The following is a 19,002-nucleotide window of genomic DNA, read 5'->3' as shown; positions in this document are numbered from 1 at the left end:
CGCGCCTCAATGCCTTGCCCGCTCGATCAAGTCGAGGGGGCGGTGCGCCACAGCCGGGGGAGGAAAGCCAGACCGGCGGGCAGGACAGGCGCGATCAGCGCCGACCAGTAGAAATTGTCGGGCCGGGCGAAGAAGATCAGCATCGCCCCATAGCCGGCCAGAATCAGGCTAACGCGCCGCCCCAGCGCATCGCCGCGCGCTATCCAGCCGAGCAGTGCGAGCGGGGTCAGGATCGCCGTCGCGATCGCCGGGGCGGGGAGCAGCCCGAACAGGCTGGTCTGGCGAAGCATGGCGAGCAGCAACGGCCATCCGCCCCCCCCGTTCCAGCCCTGCGACACAGGGTCGCCGGCAAGCGTCAGCGCGCCGACCGCATGGGCATGAAGCGCCAGCGCCAGACCGGCCGCAAGCAGCGCAGCCGCCCACCAGAACGCCTCGCGCGCGCGCCTGTCGATCAAAGCCATCACGCCCATGGCAAGCAGGAAGGGAATCGCCAGTTCGCGAACGAGCGCCGCCGCGAGCCCGGCGAGCATAGCGGGCCACGCCCGATCGGGGCGCCACAGCCCGAGCGCAAGCATCAACAGCAATGCGGCCCAGATGTCGTGCCACATCACCAGCGCAGGCTGGCCGAGCAGAAACGCCCCCAAGGCAGCCAGGCCGGCGGCAGGCAACCATTCGGCGATGCCGTTGGAAGTGGCGCGCAGCGCCAGCGCGAAGGCCAGGCTGGCCGCGATCGCGAGCGCGAGCAGCAGCGCGCCCGTTTTCGGCCAGCCGACTCTGGCGATCAGACAGGCCAGTGCGGGGGGGCGGACCGTGACAAAGGGTTTGACAGGGTAATTATGCGCCCGCTGCTCGGCGATGGCCGCAGCATGATAATCCTCGCCCGTGCGAACGCGCTCGACGATGCGCCGATAAAGGCCCGCGTCGGTTCCGGTAGAAATATCGGTCGCCATCCGACCGCCCTGACCGGGTGGCAAGACGAGACCGAGAAGGATCAGCGCGAGCGCTGCGACGATCGAGGCAAGCCTGATCGCGCGCGGCATCTCAGCCGATCAGCAGCCAGCTGAGCCCGGCGCCAGCCAATGCAGCGGCCAGCGCGACGACGGCATAGCGCCAGCCCGTGCCGACGCGCACGACCTCCACATCGCGGAGCGGCGGCGGGGGCGGGGCTCCACCCGGCGGCGGATAACGCGCCTCGATCGCGCGGATGAGATCGGGAAGACGCGCGAGGGTGCGGACGTCCTTGACCAGCCGGTCGGCAAGATGCGCCTCTGGGCCAAGCTCGGTGCGCATCCATTCCTTCACGAACGGCCCCGACGTCTCCCACATGTTGAGGTCGGGATCGAGCGCGGTCGCCACGCCTTCGACCATCACCATCGTCTTCTGGAGAAGCAGCAGGTGCGGCTGGGTCGGCATGTCGAAATCGCGGGTGATCGCGAACAGCCCGTCGAGCATGTTGCCGATCGAGATGTCCTTGACCGGCAATCCGCGGATCGGCTCGCCGACGGCGCGCAGCGCGGTGGTGAACTCGCCGAGATTATGGTGCGGCGGCACATAGCCCGCCTCGAAATGAATCTCGGCCACGCGCTTATAATCGCCGGTCAGCAGGCCGTAGAGGATCTCCGCCAGCCAGGTGCGCGCGCGCCGGTCGATGCGGCCCATGATGCCGAAATCGATCGCGACGATGCTGCCGTCGCCGCGCACCAGCAGATTGCCCTGATGCATGTCGGCATGGAAGAAGCCTTCGGAAATCGCCTGACGCAGGAAAGCGCGGACGAGGCGGGCGGCCAGCGCCTTCACATCATACCCGGCGGCGATCAGTTCGTCGCGGCGGGACAGCTTGATCCCATCGATCCATTCGAGCGTCATTACGCGGCGCGCGGTGCGCTGCCAGTCGATCGCTGGGATTTCGTATCCCGGTTCGGCGACCATCGCCTCAGCCAGCTCGGACGCGGAGGCTGCCTCGCGACGCAGGTCCAGCTCGCGCGCCGTCCACTGGCGGAAGGTGGCGATGACGAGGCGGGGGCGCAGCCGCGCAATCTCGCCGCCGAAGGACTCGGCCTGCGCCGCCGCCCATTCATATGTCTCGATCGCCTTGGTGAATTCCTCCTCGACGCCGGGGCGCAGCACCTTGACCGCGACCTTGCGCCCGTCGGTCGTGACGGCGCGGTGGACCTGCGCGATCGACGCGGCGCCGACCGGATCCTCCTCGATCGAGGCGAACAGCTCGTCGATCGGCTTGCCCAGCGCCTGTTCGATCGACGCGCGTATCTCGGCGAAGGGAACGGGAGGCAGGGCATCCTGCAGGCGAAGCAGATCGGCGGCGGCTTCCTCGCCGACCAGGTCGGGGCGCGTCGCCAGCGCCTGGCCGAGCTTGACGGCCGCCGGACCGATCGTCTGGAACGCATCGGCATAGGCAGGCTTGTGAGGCACGCGCGCGCCGAAGCGCGCGACGCGGACGAGCCTGCGCACAGCAGGCGGCGTCAGCGGATCGCGCTCGATCCCCTTGAGCGCGCCGTGACGTGCCAGCGTGCGGCCCCACTTCAGCAGGCGTGCCAGATGGACGATCGGCTGCGTCATGCCGGGGTCAGCGAAAAAAAAGGCAAGATCAGATCTTCCAGCCGCTGTGGATCGCGACGAGGCCGCCGAGCAGCGGCTCGACATGCGTGCGGGCGAAGCCGGCCTTGGCGATCATGCCCTCGAAGGTCGGCATGTCGGGAAAACGGCGGATCGATTCGATGAGGTAGCGATAGCTTTCCTCGTCGCCGGCCAGCGCCTTGCCGAGCTTGGGCACCAGATGGTGCGAATAGGCGTCATAGACTTCGCCGAAGCCCGGCCATTCGGTGGTCGAGAATTCGAGGCAGAAGAAACGGCCCCCGCGCTTCAGCACGCGATGCGCCTCGTTTAGCGCCCGCTGGATGCGCGTGACGTTCCGGATGCCGAAGGCGATCGTGTAGGCATCGAAGCTGCGATCCGGGAAAGTCAGCGTCTCGGCATTGGCCTCGGTCCATACCAGCCCGTCGATCCCGCGCTTGGCGGCGCGACCGATGCCGACCTCCAGCATCTCGGGATTGATGTCGGCGACCGTCACGTGCGCGCCCGATGCGGCGAGGCGGAACGCGATGTCCCCGGTGCCGCCGGCCATGTCGAGGATATATTCATCCGCGCGCGGCTTCACGCGGCGGACGAAGCGATCCTTCCACAAACGGTGCAGCCCGCCCGACATGGCGTCGTTCATCAGATCGTAGCGCGCGGCGACGTTGGAGAAGACGCCGCGCACGAGGCGCGTCTTTTCCTCGGGGGCGACATCGGTATAGCCGAAGGAGACGGTTTCGCTCATGCCGCGACCCGTAGCCGTTCCGGGGTGGGCTTGTGAAGCGCGGGTGAGCCCTTAGCTGTATTTCGTTGTTTTGGCGGCACCGGCTCGCCAACCATTTGAACAGGACCCCGATGCCCGAACTGCCCGAAGTCGAGACGACGGTGAACGGCCTGCGCCCGGTGCTGGAGGGCCGCGTGATCGCGGCGATCGAGACGCGGCGCCCCGATCTTCGCCACGCATTCCCGCCCGACCTGCGCCAGCGGCTGACCGGCGCGCGCATCACCGGGCTTGGCCGGCGCGCCAAATATGGGCTGATCGACACCGATCGCGGCGACCGGATGATCTTCCATCTCGGCATGTCGGGGCGCTGGCGGCTCGATCCGGGCGAAGTGCTGCCGCATGACCATCTGCTGATCGAGACGGACGAGGGGCGGCGACTGGCGCTCAACGATGCGCGCCGCTTCGGCTTCGTCGATCTGGTGGGGGCGGGGGAGGATTATCCGCCCTTCGCCGCTATGGGGCCCGAGCCATTGGGTGAGGGGTTGAGCGTCGATCATCTGCTGGCAGCGTTCGCGGGCCGCGCCGCGCCGATCAAGGCGATGCTGCTCGATCAGCGCATCGTTGCGGGGCTTGGCAATATCTACGTCTGCGAAGCGCTTCATATCGCCGGCATCGCCCCGCGCCGGGCGGCGGGGAAGGTTTCGCGCAAGCGGATCGAGCTACTGGTGCCGGCGATTCGCGCGGTTCTGACGGCGGCGATCGCGGCGGGAGGGTCAACACTGCGCGACTATGCGCGGCCCGATGGCGAGTTGGGCTATTTCGCGAAGGACTGGCGCGTCTATGGGCGCGAAGGCGCGGATTGCCCGGCCTGCGGGGCAGCGGTGGAACGCATGGTCGATTCGGGCCGGTCGACATTCTGGTGCGCGGCGTGCCAGCATTGATATCGGCCCCGAATCCCCAGACTCCTGTTGACCCGCAGGCGTCGCGAGGTTAAGGGGGCCGCCTTTCCGGGCGCGGAGACGATTCCGCGGCCCTTTTCATTTTGATCGAGGTTTCGAGAGCATGGCGAACACGCCGCAGGCAAAGAAGCGGATTCGGCGCAACGAGCGTCGCGCGGAGATCAACGGCAACCGCATCGGTCGCATCCGCACCTTCGTGAAGAAGGTCGAGGCCGCGCTGGCCGCCGGCGACAAGAAGGCCGCTGACGAAGCCATCGCGGCTGTGCAGCCTGAGCTGGCGCGCGGCGTCGCCAAGGGCGTGCTCCACAAGAACACTGCGGCGCGCAAGTTCTCGCGCCTGACCAAGCGAGTCGCGTCGCTCGGCTAACCGAGTCGCACAGCTGTCAAAGTTCGGAAGGCCCGCAAGCTATGCTTGCGGGCCTTTTAATGTTTCAAAATGGTGACGTGTCGATGACGGAGAATCCGCGATTCGTCGTGTAAACTGTGCCGACACTTCCGATTTTTCGCCCTGTTCCAGGTGGTTATTTTGAGACGCGCGAAAAGCTAGGGAATCCCTCGTCAACTTCTTTATTTCTGATTTTTGACAGGTCGCACCCTTGCTCGACTCGTATCGGCGTCCTTAGAACTTGTCCTCCCGGCGCGCGATCGCGTGGCCGGGTCAGTCTGAGAGCGTGTTCAATGGTGCCGGAAGTGATTCCGGCATGGGGGCAGGTTTGCGTCGTCGTGGGCGCGTCGGCGCAGCGTGAAGGGCATTGCAAGCAGTGGTATCGGGGAAGATCGAACGGATGGAGCATGTTGACGCGACCGGGGATGCCTACAAGGCGGCCTGGGCGTCGATCCGGGAGGGGCTGCGTCGCGATTGCGGCGCGCGGGTGTTTGACCATTGGTTGAAGCCGGCGGCGCTTGCCGGCGTTGAGGAAGGCGGCGCGATCGTCAACCTCACACTGCCGTCCGAGTTCATGGCGAACTGGGTCAGCGCGCATTATGCCGATCGTATCCGGCTGGCATGGCGTGCGCTGCTGCCCGCCGTGCGCGACGTGCGCATCGGCGCTGCCGCAGCCGAGGAAACGCTGCCGGTCTACGCCGCCGAACCAAATCCGGCCGTCACGCCGATTGCGCATCCGGCGCTGGCGAACGGCTTCGATCCGCGCTTCACCTTCGACAGCTTCGTCGTCGGCGAGGAGAATCGAGTCGCGTTCAACGCGGCGAAGGGACTCGCGTCGGGCGCACTCGCGCTCAGCCCGCTGTTCATCCATTCGGCTACCGGGCAAGGTAAGACGCACCTTCTTCACGCCATCGGACATGTCTATCGCCAGCGCGTCCCCGGCGCGTCGGTGCTGTTCATGTCGGCCGAGAAGTTCATGGTCGATTTCGTCGCCGCGATGCGCGACCGCGATACGCTGAGCTTCAAGCAGCGGCTGCGCTCGGCCGACCTGCTGATGATCGACGACATCCAGTTCATCGCCGGCAAGGGTTCGACACAGGAGGAATTCCTCCACACGCTCAACGAACTGATGCATTCGGGCAAGCGCGTCGTGATCAGCGCCGATCGCAGCCCGCAGGCGCTGGAAGGCATGGAAGGCCGCATCCAGTCGCGCCTCGCCAGCGGCCTCGTCGTCGACATCAAGCCTGCCGGTCAGGCGCTGCGCCTCGCCATCCTGCGCGCGAAGCTGGCCGCGACGCCCGAAGTCGCGATTCCCGACGACGTACTCGCCCTGCTCGCAGATCGCATCCAGAGCAGCGTCCGCGAACTGGAAGGTGCGCTCAACCGCCTCTCGGCCTATGCGATGCTCAACGATCGCACGATCGACCTCGCCTTCGCGCAGGAAGTACTTGGCGAGATGCTGAGCGCCGGATCGCGCCGCGTGACGATCGACGAGATCCAGAAAGCGGTTTCGGCGCATTATGGCATGCGCCAGGCCGAGATGGTCTCGGCGCGTCGCGCGCGCTCGGTCGCCCGGCCGCGTCAGATCGCCATGTATCTCGCCAAGCGGCTGACGCCGCGCTCGCTGCCCGAGATCGGCCGTCGCTTCGGCGGGCGCGATCACACGACGGTGATCTACGCGGTCAAGACGATCGAGAAGATGCGCGCCGAGGATGCGGACATGGACGCCGACGTCCGCGCGCTGATCCGCCAGCTCGGCGGTTGAGCCTCGTTCGGCAAGCTCCGGCCCGCGCCGGACCGTCGCCCAAATGAAAAGCCCCCGGCCTTGCGGTCGGGGGCTTTTCCGTTCTGGCCGGCGGCCGCGCCGATCAGCCCTTGGCCTTGGGCGGAGGCGGCACAGTGATCTTCACCGTCTCGCCCGAATTGCCCGGGAAGCCGGTGAACATGGCCTCGATCAGGTTTGGGACGAGATAGGGCAGGTCGTTGCTGCGCGAGATCGCCTGCGCCTTGCCTTCGAACAGGTGCGTGCCATCCGATGTGCGGACGATCATCACGTTTAGCTGGCTGGTGTAGACGGTATAGCTGCTGACGTCGGTGCCGCCCCAGCCGCCACCCCACAGGAACGGGTCGTAATAGAAGCCGGGCGCATAGGCGATACGGCCGCCACGGGTCACGATCGGGCGATAGCCGCCCCAACCACCCCAGCCACCCCAACCTCCGCCCCAGCCACCCCAGCCGCCATAGCCCCAGCCGGGGGTCGACTGGATCTTCTCGCGGCCGTGATCGACGGTGTAGGCGACGCGGACGACGAGATCGGGCTTGGCGCCCGCTTCGACCGGGCGATAGCCGACGCGCGCCAGATGTTCGCTGACCAGCGCGGCATATTGGGAGAATTCAAGTCCGCCCTGCAGGCGGGGATCACCCGGCTCGACGGCAAAAGTCTGTCCCTGCGGCACAGGCAATTGCTGGAAGCGCGAGACCTTGGCGTTGAACGGCGTCGCGCATCCGCCGAGCGCAAGCAGCGTCACGGGGAGAGCAGCGGCGAGTATCTTCTTTGCAGTCAGCATCTTGGGCGACCTTCAAATCGAGAAAGAGCATCCTCCAGGTGGCCGGAGGATGCGCTTGGCCAACTGAATAAGGGTTGAACGTGCAGCACGGCAAGTGGATGCATGCGCGCGACGAACTGTCCTCTATCGGCACAATCCCAGCGCATCGTAGGCGCGCGTAAGCGTGGGTGCGCCAATCTCGGCCGCGCGGGCGCCGCCTTCGCCAAGCAGCCGGTCGATCTCCGCCGGATCGCGGCGATACTCCTCGAAACGCGCGCGGATGGGGGCGAGCGTCTCGACGAGCAGATCTGCGAGGATCGGCTTGAACTGGCCAAAGCCCTTGCCCTCATGCTCGGCCAGCACGTCGCCGACGCTGCGATCGGTGAGCGCGGCATAGATGGCGATCAGGTTGCGCGCCTCTGGCCGCCCCTCAAGCCCTTCGGCAGTGCCGGGCAGCGGATCGGGATCGGTCTTGGCCTTGCGGATCTTCTGCGCGACCGTGTCGGCATCGTCGATCAGGTTGATCCGCGACGCATCCGACGGGTCGGACTTCGACATTTTCGCACTACCGTCGCGCAGGCTCATGATCCGCGCGGCGGCGGGCGGGATGAACGGCTCGGGCAGGGTGAACAGCTCGGTCGCATAGTCGGTGTTGAACTTGGTCGCGATGTCGCGCGCCAGCTCCAGATGCTGTTTCTGGTCCTCGCCGACGGGGACGTGCGTCGCTTGATAGAGCAGCACGTCCGCCGCCTGCAGCACCGGATAGGCATAGAGGCCGACGCTCGCGCCCTCGCGATTCTTGCCCGATTTCTCCTTGAACTGCGTCATGCGGTTCAGCCAGCCGATCCGCGCGGTGCAGAAGAGCAGCCAGGCGAGCTCGGAATGCGCGGGCACGCGCGTCTGGTTGAACAGGATCGCCTTTTTGGGATCGATCCCTGCCGCGAGCAGCGCCGCCGCCATCTCGCGCGTGTTGGCGGTCAGTTCGGCCGGGTCATTGTAGACGGTGATGGCGTGGAGATCGGCGAGGAAGAACAGCGTATCGCCGCCCTCATTATCGTCCTGCATCCGCACCCAGTTGCGGATCGCCCCCAGATAGTTGCCGAGGTGAAGGTTTCCGGTGGGCTGGATGCCCGAGACGATGCGCTTTGCCATAGCCGCCGCCTCTCGCTTCCCCGAAGCTCCGCGTCAAGCCGCAGGCGGGCGGCGGCGCAACTGCTGCTTCAGTTCGGCAAGCCCGTAGGCGCGCAGCGCGAAGGCCGCGCCGAAATAGACGATGCCGCCCGCCGCGATCATCAGCCCCACCGCGACGATGCGCTCGATCAGCCCGCGTCCGCTATGCGCGTCGACGATCGGGTTGAGGATAAGGAGCAGCGCGGTCATCGCAACCGTCGCGCCGAGCAGGCGGATCGTGCGCCGGCGCAACTGCGCATCGACCGAGAATTGCCCGCGCCGGTGGAGCGTCAGATAGAGCAGCCCGACATTGACCCAGGCCGAGATCGCGGTCGACAGCGCGAGGCCGACATGCCCCATCGGCCAGATCAGGATGAGGTTGCCGACGAGGTTGACCAGCATGGCGAGCAGCGCGATCCGCACCGGCGTCCGCGTGTCGGCGCGCGCATAGAAGCCGGGCGTCAGCACCTTGATCAAGACATAGGCGGGCAGGCCGATCGAGAAGGCGGCGAGCGCATTGGCGCTGGCGATCGTATCGGCGGCGCTGAACACGCCGTGCTGAAGCGTCGCGTGGATCAGCGGCACGGCCGAGACGATGAAGGCGGCGGTCGCAGGCAGGGTGAGGAGCAGCGAAAGCTCCATCGCGCGGTTCTGCGTGTGATTGGCCGCGGCATCATTGCCACCACCGATCTGGCGCGACAGCATCGGCAGGATCGCGGTGCCTACACCGATGCCGATCAGGCCCAGCGGAAGCTGGTTCAGCCGGTCGGCATAATAGAGATAGGATACGGCACCCTGCGGCAGGAAGCGCGCGGCGAGTGTGGTCGAAATCAGCAGGTTGAACTGCACAGCGCCAGCGCCCAGCGCCGCCGGCCAGATGATTGCCAGCAGCTTCCTGACCTGCGGCGAAAGGCTGGGCCTGCGCAGGCGCAGCGAGACGCCTGCCTGCCGGCACGAGAGCATCAGCCAGGCGAGCTGCATCACGCCCGATACGGTGACGGCGATCGCCTGCGTCCGTGCGGTATCGATCTCGCTATGCCCGCGAAAGAAGATCAGCCCGACGATCATGCAGATGTTGAGCAGGATGGGAGCGGCGGCATTCACCCAGAAACGGTGAAGCGAATTGAGGATGCCGCCGAGCAGCGAAACGAGGCTGATCAGCGCGAGATAGGGGAAGGTGATGCGCGTCAGCTGGACGGTCAGGTCGAACTTGTCGGCCCCGCCGTCGGGGAAGCCGCCGGTCATCGCCCAGACGATCGGGGCGGCGGCGAACATCATGATGATCGTGAAGACGATCAGCAGCGGCAGCAGCACCGACAGAACCTGTTCGGTGAAGTCGAGCGCGGCGCGCAGCGGGGCGGGATGACCCTTCGATTCGGCCTCGCCCATCGTGCGGTTGAACATCGGCACGAAGGCCGAGGCGAAGGCGCCTTCGGCAAACAACGCGCGGAACAGGTTGGGCAGCCGCCACGCGATCAGGAAGGCATCCGACGCCAGTCCGGCGCCGACGAAGCGCGCCATCAGCATGTCGCGCACGAAACCGAGGATGCGGCTGATCAGCGTCAGCCCGCCGATCGTCGCGGTCGCGCGGACGAGGTTCATCGGGCAGCCCAGCCGTGCATCCAGCGGTTCTTGCAAATACCCGTTCGGGCTGAGCCTGTCGAAGCCTCTTCCTTCATCCTCACGAGAAGAAGGAAGAGGGCTTCGACAGGCTCAGCCCGAACGGTGTCTTTCAATATCACCGGTGGCGGATCAGGCCTGGCCGGTCACGCCGAACCCGGCCTGCTCGGCCTGGGCCTGCGCCTGCTGGAGATAGATCGAACCGAAGTCGATCGGCTCGAGCAGCAGCGGCGGGAAGCCGCCGTCGCGCACGGCATCGGCCAGCACGCGGCGCGCGAACGGGAAGATCAGCGCCGGCGCCTGCGCCATCAGGATGAACTGGATCTGGTCTTCCGGGATGTTGCGCAGCCCGAAAAGCCCAGCGTAGGACAGCTCGACGTGGAATGCGACCTGGCCGTCGCCCTCGGCACGGACCTCGACCTTCAGCACCACTTCATACACGTCGTCGCCGACGCGGTTCGACGCGATGTTGAACTGGATGTCGATCTGCGGCTGGCTCTGCCACTGGTAAACGGCCGGCGCGTTCGGGTTCTCGAACGACAGGTCCTTCACATATTGCGAGATGAGGCCGACCTGCGGCAGCGTGTCGGCGCCGTTGGGAAGCGCATCGCCCGCGCCCGGCGCGCCAAATTCTTCGGCCATTGTCGAAAACCCTTCTTGTGCAGAAACTGATCGGCGGCGCGCCTAGCATGGCGCGGCGACCAAGGGCAATGGAACAAGATAGGGCGCGCACGCAGCGGCGGATATATTTGAATCATTCACCTCTCGCGCTTATGTAGGGATTCCGCGCGACGTTCCGCGGAACTGGAGGTCAGGTGCTCGTTATTGTCATTCTCGCCATGATCGCGGCCTTTCTGGCCCTGCGCCTCTATATGGTGCTGGGCAAGCGCAGCGGGCATGAGCAGACGATCGCGAAACCGGCCGAGGAGCGGGTGGTGACCATCCCCTCGGCGCGCTCCATTCCCGATCTCCAGCCCGAAGCGCCCGTTACTGCCGACTCAGTGATCGAGCCGGCCGCCGTCGCAGGCGTGAAGGCGATCATCGCCGTTGATTCCTCGTTCGACGCGCATCGCTTCCTCGAAGGCGCGCGTTCGGCCTACCGCATGATCCTCGAGGCTTTCTGGAAGGGCGATGAGGAGCAACTGGGCTGGCTCGCCTCGCCCGACGTGCGCGCGTCCTTCGAAGAGGCGATCGCCGCGCGCAAGGATGCGGGACAGACGCTCGACAACCGGCTGGTCTCGATCGAACAGGCCGTCATCGCGGCGGCTTCGGTCCAGAACCGCGTCGCCAGCGTCACTGTGCGTTTCGATGCCGATATCGCCGCCGTCACGCGCGACAGCGAGGGCAATGTCATCGCCGGCTCGCTCGATGATGCAGTGCCGACGCACGACGTGTGGACCTTCACCCGCACGCTGCGCGACAAGGACCCGAACTGGGTTCTTTCCGACACCGACGAAGCGGCGTGAGGCCCGCTCTTTGGGCGGCGACGGCCGCCCTGCTGCTTCTGGCCGGCTGCTCGGGGCGGATCGTCCCGGCTGGCGTGCCTTCGGATCATCGTCCGTCCACGCAGCAACCCAATCCGCCGGTTCGCCAGCCGACGCCGGCTACTCCGCTGCCACCAGCGCTGGCCCCTTCGCCGTCGCCCGACGCCGGCAGCGCGCGGGTGGCAGGCGTCGTCCCCGGGCCGCTGGTTTCGAGCCTGCCCTTCGACCGTGAACAGGCGCGCGCCGCGCTCCAGGCCTTCCGCACCAGCTGCCCCGGCCTGCTCCGCCGCACCGACGCAAGCGGGCTAACGCGCGCACAGGACTGGCAGGGCGCGTGCAGCGCGGCGGCAAGCGCTGACGGCGATCCCGTGGGCTTCTTCACGCGCTGGTTCGAAACCGCGCAGGTGGGCAGCGGCGCGACCTTCGCGACCGGCTATTACGAGCCCGAGATCATGGGATCGCGTACGCGCGGCCCCGGCTATCAGGTGCCCGTCTATCGCAAGCCAGCCGATCTGCTGCAGATCGACCTCAGCCCGTTTTCCGACAGCCTGCAGGGCAAGCGGATCAGCGGGCGCTTCGACGGCAAGACGCTGGTTCCCTATTATGATCGCACGCAGATCGAGCAGGGTGCGCTGGCGGGGCAGGGGCTGGAAATGGCCTGGGCCGCCGATCCTGTCGAATTCTTCTTCCTGCAGGTTCAGGGTTCGGGACGCCTGCGCCTGCCCGACGGCAGCGTGATGCGCATCGGCTATGACGGGCAGAATGGCCGCGACTATACCGGCATCGGCGCGCTGATGCGCCAGCGTGGGCTGATCGGCCCCGATCAGGCATCGATGCAGGGCATCGTCCAGTGGCTCCACGATCACCCCGATCAGGGCCGCGACATCATGCGCGAGAACAAGAGCTGGGTGTTCTTCCGCGAGCTGACCGGCCCGGGGCCGATCGGCGCGATGGGCGTGGCGGTGACGCCGCGCGCCACGGTTGCCGCCGATCCGCGCTATATTCCGCTCGGCGCGCCGGTCTGGCTGTCGCTCGATCGGCGCGAAGGCACGGGCGTGTGGATCGCGCAGGATACCGGCGGCGCGATCAAGGGCGCCAACCGCTTCGACACATTCTGGGGCGCGGGCGACGAAGCGCGCGCCATTGCCGGCGGCATGTCGGGCCGGGGCACCGCTTTCCTGCTGCTGCCGGTGGGAACGCTGGCGCGGCTCCAGTCGGAGTCGGCCTATGGCAGGCCGTCGGCTCGACGCTGAGGAGCGCGCGCTGTGGGCGCGCGTCGCCGCTACGGTGACTCCGCTTGCCGGCAAGGCGCGGCCTTTGGTCGCGGCGGCTGACGGCGGCGCGAAGCCGCCTCCCAAACCCATTGCCATCCGCCCGACGCTGCCCGAGCCGCCCAAGCGCTCGCCACGCGCGCAGGATGCCAACACGCTCGACGGCGGGTGGGACAAGCGCCTGACGCGCGGCGCGGTGATCCCCGATCGCGCGATCGATCTGCATGGGCATACGCTCGCATCCGCGCATGCCGCGCTCGACAGGGGGCTGGAAGACGCAATCATCGGCGGCGCGCGCGTGCTGCTGCTCGTCACCGGCAAGCCGCCGCGTGGCGAGGGAACGGGACGGGGCGCGATCCGCGCGGCGGTCGGCGACTGGCTTGCGGCCTCGCGTCATTCCGCCTCGATCGCGGCCGTCCGCAACGCGCATCCGCGCCACGGCGGTGCAGGGGCGCTCTACATCATCCTGCGTCGCCGCCGGACCTGAGCGGAGCGCTTGTCGGCGGACGCGATCGGATGCAGGCTGCGCGCAGTCGATCCGGCGAGGAGCAGGCGTATGGCGGTCAAAGGCATTGGCGGCATCTTCTTCCGCGCGAAGGATCCCGACGCGCTGAATGCCTGGTATCGCACGCACCTCAATATCGGCGCGGGCTGCGTCTCCGATCCCGACGCCAAGGTCGACGAATGGTCGTGGCAGACCGAGGGCGGGCCAGTAGTCTTTGCGCCCTTCCGCGCCGACACCGATTATTTCGCGGCCGACAAGCAATGGATGCTCAACCTGCGCGTTGGCGAGATCGATGCGCTGATCGCCTCCTTGCGCGAAGCCGGCATTGCGGTGGAAACGCGCGCCGAGTGGGACCAGCCCGAGGTCGGGCGCTTCGCCCGGCTCCATGACCCCGAGGGCAACGCGATCGAACTGTGGCAGCCGCCCGCCTGAAGCGACGGCAGTTTCAGCCGGCGGCCAGTGCGCGTTCGACGATGTCCCGATAGACCAGCGCCAGCGCACGCAAATCCTCGACCGCGACGGCTTCGTCCAGCTTGTGCATCGTCGCGTTGAGCAGGCCGAATTCGACCACCGGGCAGACGCGCGAGATGAAGCGCGCGTCGGACGTGCCGCCGGTGGTCGACAGCACCGGCTCGACGCCCAGCCTGTCACGCACCACCGCCGCGACGAGATCGGACAGCGGCCCCGGCTCGGTCAGGAAGGCCTCGCCCGAGATCAGCGCCTTCACCGTCGCGCCCGGTGCATGTCCGACGGCGATCGCCTCGATCCGCGCGACCAGATCGGAGCCCCGCTGCATGTCGTTGAACCGGATGCTCAGCCGTGCGCGCGCCGCCGCCGGAATCAGGTTGGTCGCAGGGTTGCCGACCTCCAGGTCGGTGATCTCGATGTTGGAGGGCTGGAACCAGTCATTGCCGTCGTCGAGGTGGATCGCCTCGATCGCGGACAGGATGGCGACCAGCTTCGGGATCGGATTGTCGGCGAGGTGAGGGTAGGCGACATGCCCCTGCACGCCGGGCACCTCGATCCAGATATTCACCGATCCGCGCCGGCCGATCTTCATCATGTCGCCCAGCCGATCGACCGACGTAGGTTCGCCGACGAGGCACATGTCAGGGCGGAGCCCGCGCTCGGCCATGCGATCGAGCAGCGCGCGGGTGCCGTGGATCGCCGGACCTTCCTCGTCGCCGGTGATGAGCAGGCTGATCGTGCCTTCGGACGTCTCCGCAGCGGAAAGCGCCGCGACGAAGGCGGCGATCGCGCCTTTCATGTCGACGGCGCCGCGTCCGTAAAGCAGATCGCCCCTGATCTCCGGGGCGAAGGGGGCGCTTTCCCAGCCTTGCCCCGGCGGCACGACGTCCAGATGCCCCGCGAAGGCGAAATGGCGGCCACCGCGTGCGCGGACGGCGAGCAGATTCTCGACCGGCCCGTCGGGCGCCTCGCCTTCGACGAAGCGCTCGACGGCGAAGCCCAGCGGCGCCAGCATTGCCTCCAGCGCATCGAACACGCCGCCGCGCGCGGGGGTGATGCTTTCGCAGGCGATGAGGGTCTGGGCGAGCGTGACGGGATCGAGCATGATCGGCGGTTAGCGGGACACGCCGAAATTGCATAGAGTGCGTCATGCCCAAGCTCGATCTCGATGCGATTCCGCAGACCAACGCCACCGGCTATCCGCCGCAATATGCCGACAAGGTGCAGGAGCGCTGGTATCGACGCCTTGCCCCGGCGGCGGGCCTCAGCGATTTCGGCGCGAGCCATGTCGTACTGAGGCCCGGCGCATGGTCTTCGCAGCGCCACTGGCATGAAGGCGAGGACGAACTGGTGGTGATGATCGCGGGGGAAGGGGTGCTGATCGACGATCATGGCCGCACCACGCTCCGCGCGGGCGATGTCGCTGCCTTCCCCAAGGGCGACGGCAACGGCCATGCCATCGTCAACGAAAGCGATGCGGATTGCGTGTTCGTGGCGGTGGGCAGGCCGGCCGAGACCGATTGCCACTATCCCGATATCGACATGCACCTGTTCACCGGCGTGGGCCAGAGGCGCAAGGATGGATCGGAATTCTGAACGGGCAGCGACGCAGGGAGCGTCAGCTTCTCTTGCGCGACCTGCTCGCGCGCAGCAATTCGTCCATTTCCATGATGCATTCGCGGCCCTTGATCGTATCGTCGGTCTTGTCCTCGGGATCGGCCTCGAAATGCGCGCGCATCCGGTCGGACAGCGCCATGAGGGCCGCATAGGTCTCCTCGCCCAGCTGTTTCCGAATGCACTTCAACCCCTCATTGAGCGCGAAGAAGGTCGTTTCGACGTTTTGCTCGGGGAACCAGCCGGACACATCCTTGAACGTCGGCGACCAGAGCATCATGAATCCGAGTTGATCCATGATGTCGCCATATGTTTTTGGTATATATTGAGTATATTTGGCTGGCATCGGACGCTCGTTCAATGTGATTTTCATCGATGCGGCATCGACTGTTCGGCTCAGGTTCGAAGAGCCTGAACCGTCACCGGTCCGCGCCTTACTCTGGCCCCCAGGCGCCAAGATGCTCTAGCCCGCAGAGCAAAAGCAATTACGCGTCACACAGGCGTTGTGCGCAAGACATCCGACGATCAAACTGCACCGTTTCCGAGCGAATAGTCTTGGGAATGGAAGTCGCAAAAACCGAACGGGAGAGTTCGTCATGGGTATAATCGCCCCGCTCACTCAGCGCGCGGCCTGTGCATGCGGCGGGAGCACGTTCGCTATCGATACGCCGAAGCTGGCGCGCTTCATCTGCCATTGCACCATCTGCCAGGCGTTCACCGGCAACCCCTTTTCGGACATGACGGTGATGCGGGCGAAGCATGTGACGGCGGTGCGGTTGGGCAGCGTCGCCTTCCGCAAATATCGCCTGCCGCCCAACATCAATCGCGGCACCTGCCGGTCATGCGGTAAGCCGGCGATCGAATATGGCGGGTTCGGGTCGGTCATGCTGGCCTTCATTCCCAGCGCCAGCTTCGAACATCCCGAACGCCTGCCGCCGCCCGCGATGCATATCTTCTATCACCGGCGGCAGGCCGACGCGGCGGATAGCCTGCCGCGCTACGAGGGCTATCTGCGCAGCGAGATCGCGGTTTGCGGGCTGGCGGCGCGGGTGTTCTGATCCCGCTCAGGCGTCGTTATCGCCTCGGGGCTTCCTGCGTGAATTGCTCGCGCGGAGGATCGTTTCCATCTCGAGGATACACTCACGTCCTTTGATTGTATCGTCGGTTTGGTCGTCAGGGTCCGCCTCGAAATGAGCGCGCATCCTATTGGAAAGCTCCATTAGTGTCTGAAATTTTTCGTCCCCGATTTTCTTTTTAACATTTTCGAGGCCTTCATTAAGCGCAAAGAAGGTTGTCTCGATGTTTTTTTCCGGGAACCAGCCCGATACATCCTTAAATGTTGGTGCCCAGAGCATCATAGATCCGAGCTGATCCGTGATCTCTCCGATCGTTTTGGGGATATATGGGCTGTAATTTCTGATCATTTTCGCCTTCCTGGATTTGTAATCACGTAGACACTATCATTTCCGACTTGACGCGGCCGTATTATCACAACCGTTTTGGGGTCCATGTCGCTGTTGAAGAAGCCACGTATTTGTTGAGATGAAATGGTCTTTCTCGATAAGGTTATGTCTATCATGATATCACCGATGCGCGCGTCGGGGATTCTGTAAGTCAAATCGGTCCCACTTGAATCATATTCTCGGCCGATGATCCGTATGTCTCCCATTTTTGATATGGTAATTCGGTGGTTGTTGTAGAGTTCTCTCAATTGTTGTCTGACATCTTTGTCGATAAAATTCCCAATGGCTTCTTCGCGCGATAGTTTTACAGACAATCGATCTAAATTGTAGGCTTCGACTCCGCGGTCATATGCGTCGTTTGTTCGGTTTTGGAGAAACCGAATTACCTCGACCTGAAGCGGTCTTAACTCACTGCGAGCGCGATAGAAGGCCACGGCGCGTTCCATCCGAAGGTGATTGACGAGATTGGCCTGACCTGCCGGTGTGGTTGGGAAGGCCAGAATAGCCGGCACATATTTGGGATCCAGAGCCTTGATCTGCCGAATAAGCAGCGAGACGTGCTCCTCGGTCAGCTGGGTCGTCAACTGGCGCGCGGGCCCGCTGATATCCAGGAAGTGGTCCGCCATCGCGATAATGCCGCCGGCGGGTGCGTTGGCCAGGCCCGGAAAAACCTGGTGGAGGGTCATGGGGTCTGTGATCGGCGGGCCGTTGTTACTGCCTATCCTGCCTCGCGGGCCGGGGCGGTACTGAGCAAGATGCAGCAATGCTGCCGGCGTGCCGTCGCTTTGGAATATCGCATTGCTGAGCTGGCCGGCTTGGTCGGCGGACGGCGATGATTGGCGGGCGCTCGGACCGCCATCAGTCGGAAAAGCGGTCGAAGGCGGCTTTGCACGTGAAAGCCCGCGACGGTCGGAAACGACGACCCGGCTCAGCGAGCGCGGGCCGCCCGGCGCGAAGGTGAAGCGCCCGTCGCGTGGATCGTGATAGGGGTTGAACTTGTGCTCAAGCGCGCCGGGCTGCTGCTCCGCGCGAAATCCGGTCCGTAAATATCGTTCGAAAGCGAGGCGTTCTGCCGATTTGGGCTCGGCGGATAAACGATGCTGCACGTTGGCGTCCTCCGTTCTCAAGCGAGAACATTTCAGGAACTTTCCAACAAAGCAAGAAAATAACCTATATGGTTATATGATAGCGAATGCCCCAAAAATGCATCGCGCCCGCCCTCGAATGTCGAGGGCGGGCGCGGATGTTCGGCATTCGTCCGGGCGTTACGCCGTCGCCGGCAGCAGCCTCTTTTGGCCGGCGATCTTGAGCATCGCCTTCTGCAGCTTCTCGAAGGCGCGGACCTCGATCTGGCGGACGCGTTCGCGCGACACGCCATAGACCTGGCTCAGTTCCTCGAGCGTCTTGGGCTCGTCGGCGAGGCGGCGTTCGGCAAGGATGTGCTTCTCGCGATCGTTGAGATCGTCCATCGCCTCCATCAGGAGGGCGTGGCGCACGTCCTTTTCCTCGGCGTCGGCAAGGCGTTCGTCCTGCAACGGGCCTTCGTCGGCGAGCCAGTCCTGCCACTGGCCTTCGCCATCCTCGTTCATCGAGACGTTGAGCGAGGTATCGCCGCCCATCGCCATGCGACGGTTCATCGAGGTGACCTCTTCCTCGGTCACGCCCAGATCCTTGGCGATCTTGGCGAGATGCTCGGGGCTGAGATCGCCGTCCTCGAACGCGTCGAGCTTGGACTTCATCCGGCGCAGGTTGAAGAACAGCTTCTTCTGCGCGGCGGTGGTGCCCATCTTCACGAGGCTCCACGACCGCAGGATGAATTCCTGGATCGAGGCGCGAATCCACCACATCGCATAGGTGGCGAGGCGGAAACCGCGATCGGGCTCGAACTTCTTCACGCCCTGCATCAGGCCGATATTGCCTTCGCTGATCAGCTCGGACACGGGCAGGCCATAGCCGCGATAGCCCATGGCGATCTTGGCGACGAGGCGCAGGTGCGAGGTGACGAGCTGGGCCGCCGCCTCGGTGTCGCCATGCTCCTGGAAGCGCTTGGCGAGCATATATTCCTGCTCAGGGGTCAGCAGCGGAAACTTTCTGATCTCGGCAAGATAGCGATTGAGGCTCGCCTCTCCGCCCAGCGCGGGGATGGTGGCCGGTACATTGGTGCCGTTTTCCATGATCTTCGGAAACTCCCTGGCCGGAGG

General features: G+C 65.4%; 21 protein-coding genes. 9 read left to right on the top strand and 12 right to left on the bottom strand.

The window, feature by feature from the left end; genetic code table 11:
* Positions 1 to 26: 26 nt before the first annotated feature.
* The 3 genes from AC3WT0_RS02360 to AC3WT0_RS02350 are packed head-to-tail and all read right to left on the bottom strand — an operon-like array spanning position 27 to position 3,337.
* On the bottom strand, positions 27 to 1,040 hold the full coding sequence (locus AC3WT0_RS02360; protein WP_492751117.1) for a hypothetical protein: 1,014 nt from the start codon (positions 1,038 to 1,040) through the stop codon (positions 27 to 29).
* A 1-nt stretch (position 1,041) separates the two neighbouring features.
* Positions 1,042 to 2,577 (bottom strand): 2-polyprenylphenol 6-hydroxylase, encoded by a 1,536-nt coding sequence (gene ubiB / locus AC3WT0_RS02355; protein WP_492751115.1) that lies wholly within the window; start codon positions 2,575 to 2,577, stop codon positions 1,042 to 1,044.
* A gap of 28 nt (positions 2,578 to 2,605) precedes the next feature.
* On the bottom strand, positions 2,606 to 3,337 hold the full coding sequence (locus AC3WT0_RS02350; protein WP_492751113.1) for a class I SAM-dependent methyltransferase: 732 nt from the start codon (positions 3,335 to 3,337) through the stop codon (positions 2,606 to 2,608).
* 110 nt (positions 3,338 to 3,447) lie between these two features.
* Here AC3WT0_RS02350 and mutM point away from each other — a divergent pair, with 110 nt between their 5' ends.
* From mutM to dnaA, 3 genes are all read left to right on the top strand, one after another.
* On the top strand, positions 3,448 to 4,257 hold the full coding sequence (gene mutM, locus AC3WT0_RS02345) for a bifunctional DNA-formamidopyrimidine glycosylase/DNA-(apurinic or apyrimidinic site) lyase (protein WP_492751112.1): 810 nt from the start codon (positions 3,448 to 3,450) through the stop codon (positions 4,255 to 4,257).
* A 121-nt stretch (positions 4,258 to 4,378) separates the two neighbouring features.
* Entirely contained in the window at positions 4,379 to 4,642 is a 264-nt protein-coding gene (gene rpsT, locus AC3WT0_RS02340) for a 30S ribosomal protein S20 (RefSeq protein ID WP_492751110.1), read from the top strand.
* A 418-nt stretch (positions 4,643 to 5,060) separates the two neighbouring features.
* Positions 5,061 to 6,425 carry a chromosomal replication initiator protein DnaA gene (dnaA, locus tag AC3WT0_RS02335; RefSeq protein ID WP_492751108.1) on the top strand — a complete coding sequence of 455 codons (1,365 nt, stop codon included), beginning with the start codon at positions 5,061 to 5,063 and terminating at the stop codon, positions 6,423 to 6,425.
* A gap of 103 nt (positions 6,426 to 6,528) precedes the next feature.
* Here dnaA and AC3WT0_RS02330 read toward each other — a convergent pair whose 3' ends face one another.
* The 4 genes from AC3WT0_RS02330 to secB form a co-directional block, all read right to left on the bottom strand.
* Positions 6,529 to 7,227 carry a DUF4136 domain-containing protein gene (locus tag AC3WT0_RS02330; protein ID WP_492751106.1) on the bottom strand — a complete coding sequence of 233 codons (699 nt, stop codon included), beginning with the start codon at positions 7,225 to 7,227 and terminating at the stop codon, positions 6,529 to 6,531.
* Positions 7,228 to 7,350: 123 nt separating this feature from the next.
* The gene (gene trpS, locus AC3WT0_RS02325) at positions 7,351 to 8,358 is read right to left on the bottom strand and encodes a tryptophan--tRNA ligase (RefSeq protein ID WP_492751104.1); all 1,008 of its coding nucleotides are present in this window, start codon (positions 8,356 to 8,358) and stop codon (positions 7,351 to 7,353) included.
* Between the two features lie 33 nt (positions 8,359 to 8,391).
* Positions 8,392 to 9,978, bottom strand: a complete 1,587-nt coding sequence (gene murJ / locus AC3WT0_RS02320) for a murein biosynthesis integral membrane protein MurJ (RefSeq protein WP_492751200.1) — start codon at positions 9,976 to 9,978, stop codon at positions 8,392 to 8,394.
* A gap of 150 nt (positions 9,979 to 10,128) precedes the next feature.
* Entirely contained in the window at positions 10,129 to 10,638 is a 510-nt protein-coding gene (gene secB, locus AC3WT0_RS02315; protein WP_492751102.1) for a protein-export chaperone SecB, read from the bottom strand.
* A gap of 173 nt (positions 10,639 to 10,811) precedes the next feature.
* Here secB and AC3WT0_RS02310 point away from each other — a divergent pair, with 173 nt between their 5' ends.
* The 4 genes from AC3WT0_RS02310 (at position 10,812) to AC3WT0_RS02295 (ending at position 13,688) form a co-directional block, all read left to right on the top strand.
* Positions 10,812 to 11,462, top strand: a complete 651-nt coding sequence (locus AC3WT0_RS02310; protein ID WP_492751100.1) for a Tim44/TimA family putative adaptor protein — start codon at positions 10,812 to 10,814, stop codon at positions 11,460 to 11,462.
* Positions 11,459 to 12,733 carry a murein transglycosylase A gene (gene mltA, locus AC3WT0_RS02305; RefSeq protein WP_492751099.1) on the top strand — a complete coding sequence of 425 codons (1,275 nt, stop codon included), beginning with the start codon at positions 11,459 to 11,461 and terminating at the stop codon, positions 12,731 to 12,733. Before AC3WT0_RS02310 ends, mltA begins: the two co-directional genes overlap by 4 nt.
* Positions 12,708 to 13,238: a Smr/MutS family protein gene (locus AC3WT0_RS02300; RefSeq protein WP_492751098.1), complete on the top strand. Its 531-nt coding sequence runs from the start codon at positions 12,708 to 12,710 to the stop codon at positions 13,236 to 13,238. The genes mltA and AC3WT0_RS02300 overlap by 26 nt, the downstream gene beginning before the upstream one ends.
* Before the next feature lie 69 nt (positions 13,239 to 13,307).
* Positions 13,308 to 13,688: a VOC family protein gene (locus tag AC3WT0_RS02295; RefSeq protein ID WP_492751097.1), complete on the top strand. Its 381-nt coding sequence runs from the start codon at positions 13,308 to 13,310 to the stop codon at positions 13,686 to 13,688.
* A gap of 13 nt (positions 13,689 to 13,701) precedes the next feature.
* Here the strand turns inward: AC3WT0_RS02295 and dapE are convergent, their stop codons facing one another.
* Positions 13,702 to 14,829 (bottom strand): succinyl-diaminopimelate desuccinylase, encoded by a 1,128-nt coding sequence (gene dapE, locus AC3WT0_RS02290; RefSeq protein WP_492751095.1) that lies wholly within the window; start codon positions 14,827 to 14,829, stop codon positions 13,702 to 13,704.
* Between the two features lie 44 nt (positions 14,830 to 14,873).
* On the opposite strand from dapE, the gene AC3WT0_RS02285 reads away from it, so the two are divergent.
* Positions 14,874 to 15,320, top strand: a complete 447-nt coding sequence (locus AC3WT0_RS02285; protein WP_492751094.1) for a cupin domain-containing protein — start codon at positions 14,874 to 14,876, stop codon at positions 15,318 to 15,320.
* 22 nt (positions 15,321 to 15,342) lie between these two features.
* Here the strand turns inward: AC3WT0_RS02285 and AC3WT0_RS02280 are convergent, their stop codons facing one another.
* Entirely contained in the window at positions 15,343 to 15,795 is a 453-nt protein-coding gene (locus AC3WT0_RS02280) for a hypothetical protein (protein ID WP_492751092.1), read from the bottom strand.
* Positions 15,796 to 15,934: 139 nt separating this feature from the next.
* Between AC3WT0_RS02280 and AC3WT0_RS02275 the strand changes: the two genes are divergently transcribed.
* Positions 15,935 to 16,396 carry a GFA family protein gene (locus AC3WT0_RS02275; RefSeq protein ID WP_492751091.1) on the top strand — a complete coding sequence of 154 codons (462 nt, stop codon included), beginning with the start codon at positions 15,935 to 15,937 and terminating at the stop codon, positions 16,394 to 16,396.
* 6 nt (positions 16,397 to 16,402) lie between these two features.
* Here the strand turns inward: AC3WT0_RS02275 and AC3WT0_RS02270 are convergent, their stop codons facing one another.
* The 3 genes from AC3WT0_RS02270 to rpoH form a co-directional block, all read right to left on the bottom strand.
* On the bottom strand, positions 16,403 to 16,762 hold the full coding sequence (locus AC3WT0_RS02270) for a hypothetical protein (protein WP_492751089.1): 360 nt from the start codon (positions 16,760 to 16,762) through the stop codon (positions 16,403 to 16,405).
* The gene (locus tag AC3WT0_RS02265; protein ID WP_492751088.1) at positions 16,759 to 17,907 is read right to left on the bottom strand and encodes a hypothetical protein; all 1,149 of its coding nucleotides are present in this window, start codon (positions 17,905 to 17,907) and stop codon (positions 16,759 to 16,761) included. The genes AC3WT0_RS02270 and AC3WT0_RS02265 overlap by 4 nt, the downstream gene beginning before the upstream one ends.
* Before the next feature lie 159 nt (positions 17,908 to 18,066).
* Positions 18,067 to 18,975, bottom strand: a complete 909-nt coding sequence (rpoH, locus tag AC3WT0_RS02260) for an RNA polymerase sigma factor RpoH (protein ID WP_492751086.1) — start codon at positions 18,973 to 18,975, stop codon at positions 18,067 to 18,069.
* Positions 18,976 to 19,002 lie beyond the last annotated feature (27 nt).

This window comes from Sphingomonas sp. EU05-FHT14C10 (assembly GCF_058790595.1).
This window is presented reverse-complemented; position numbering and strand designations above follow the sequence as displayed.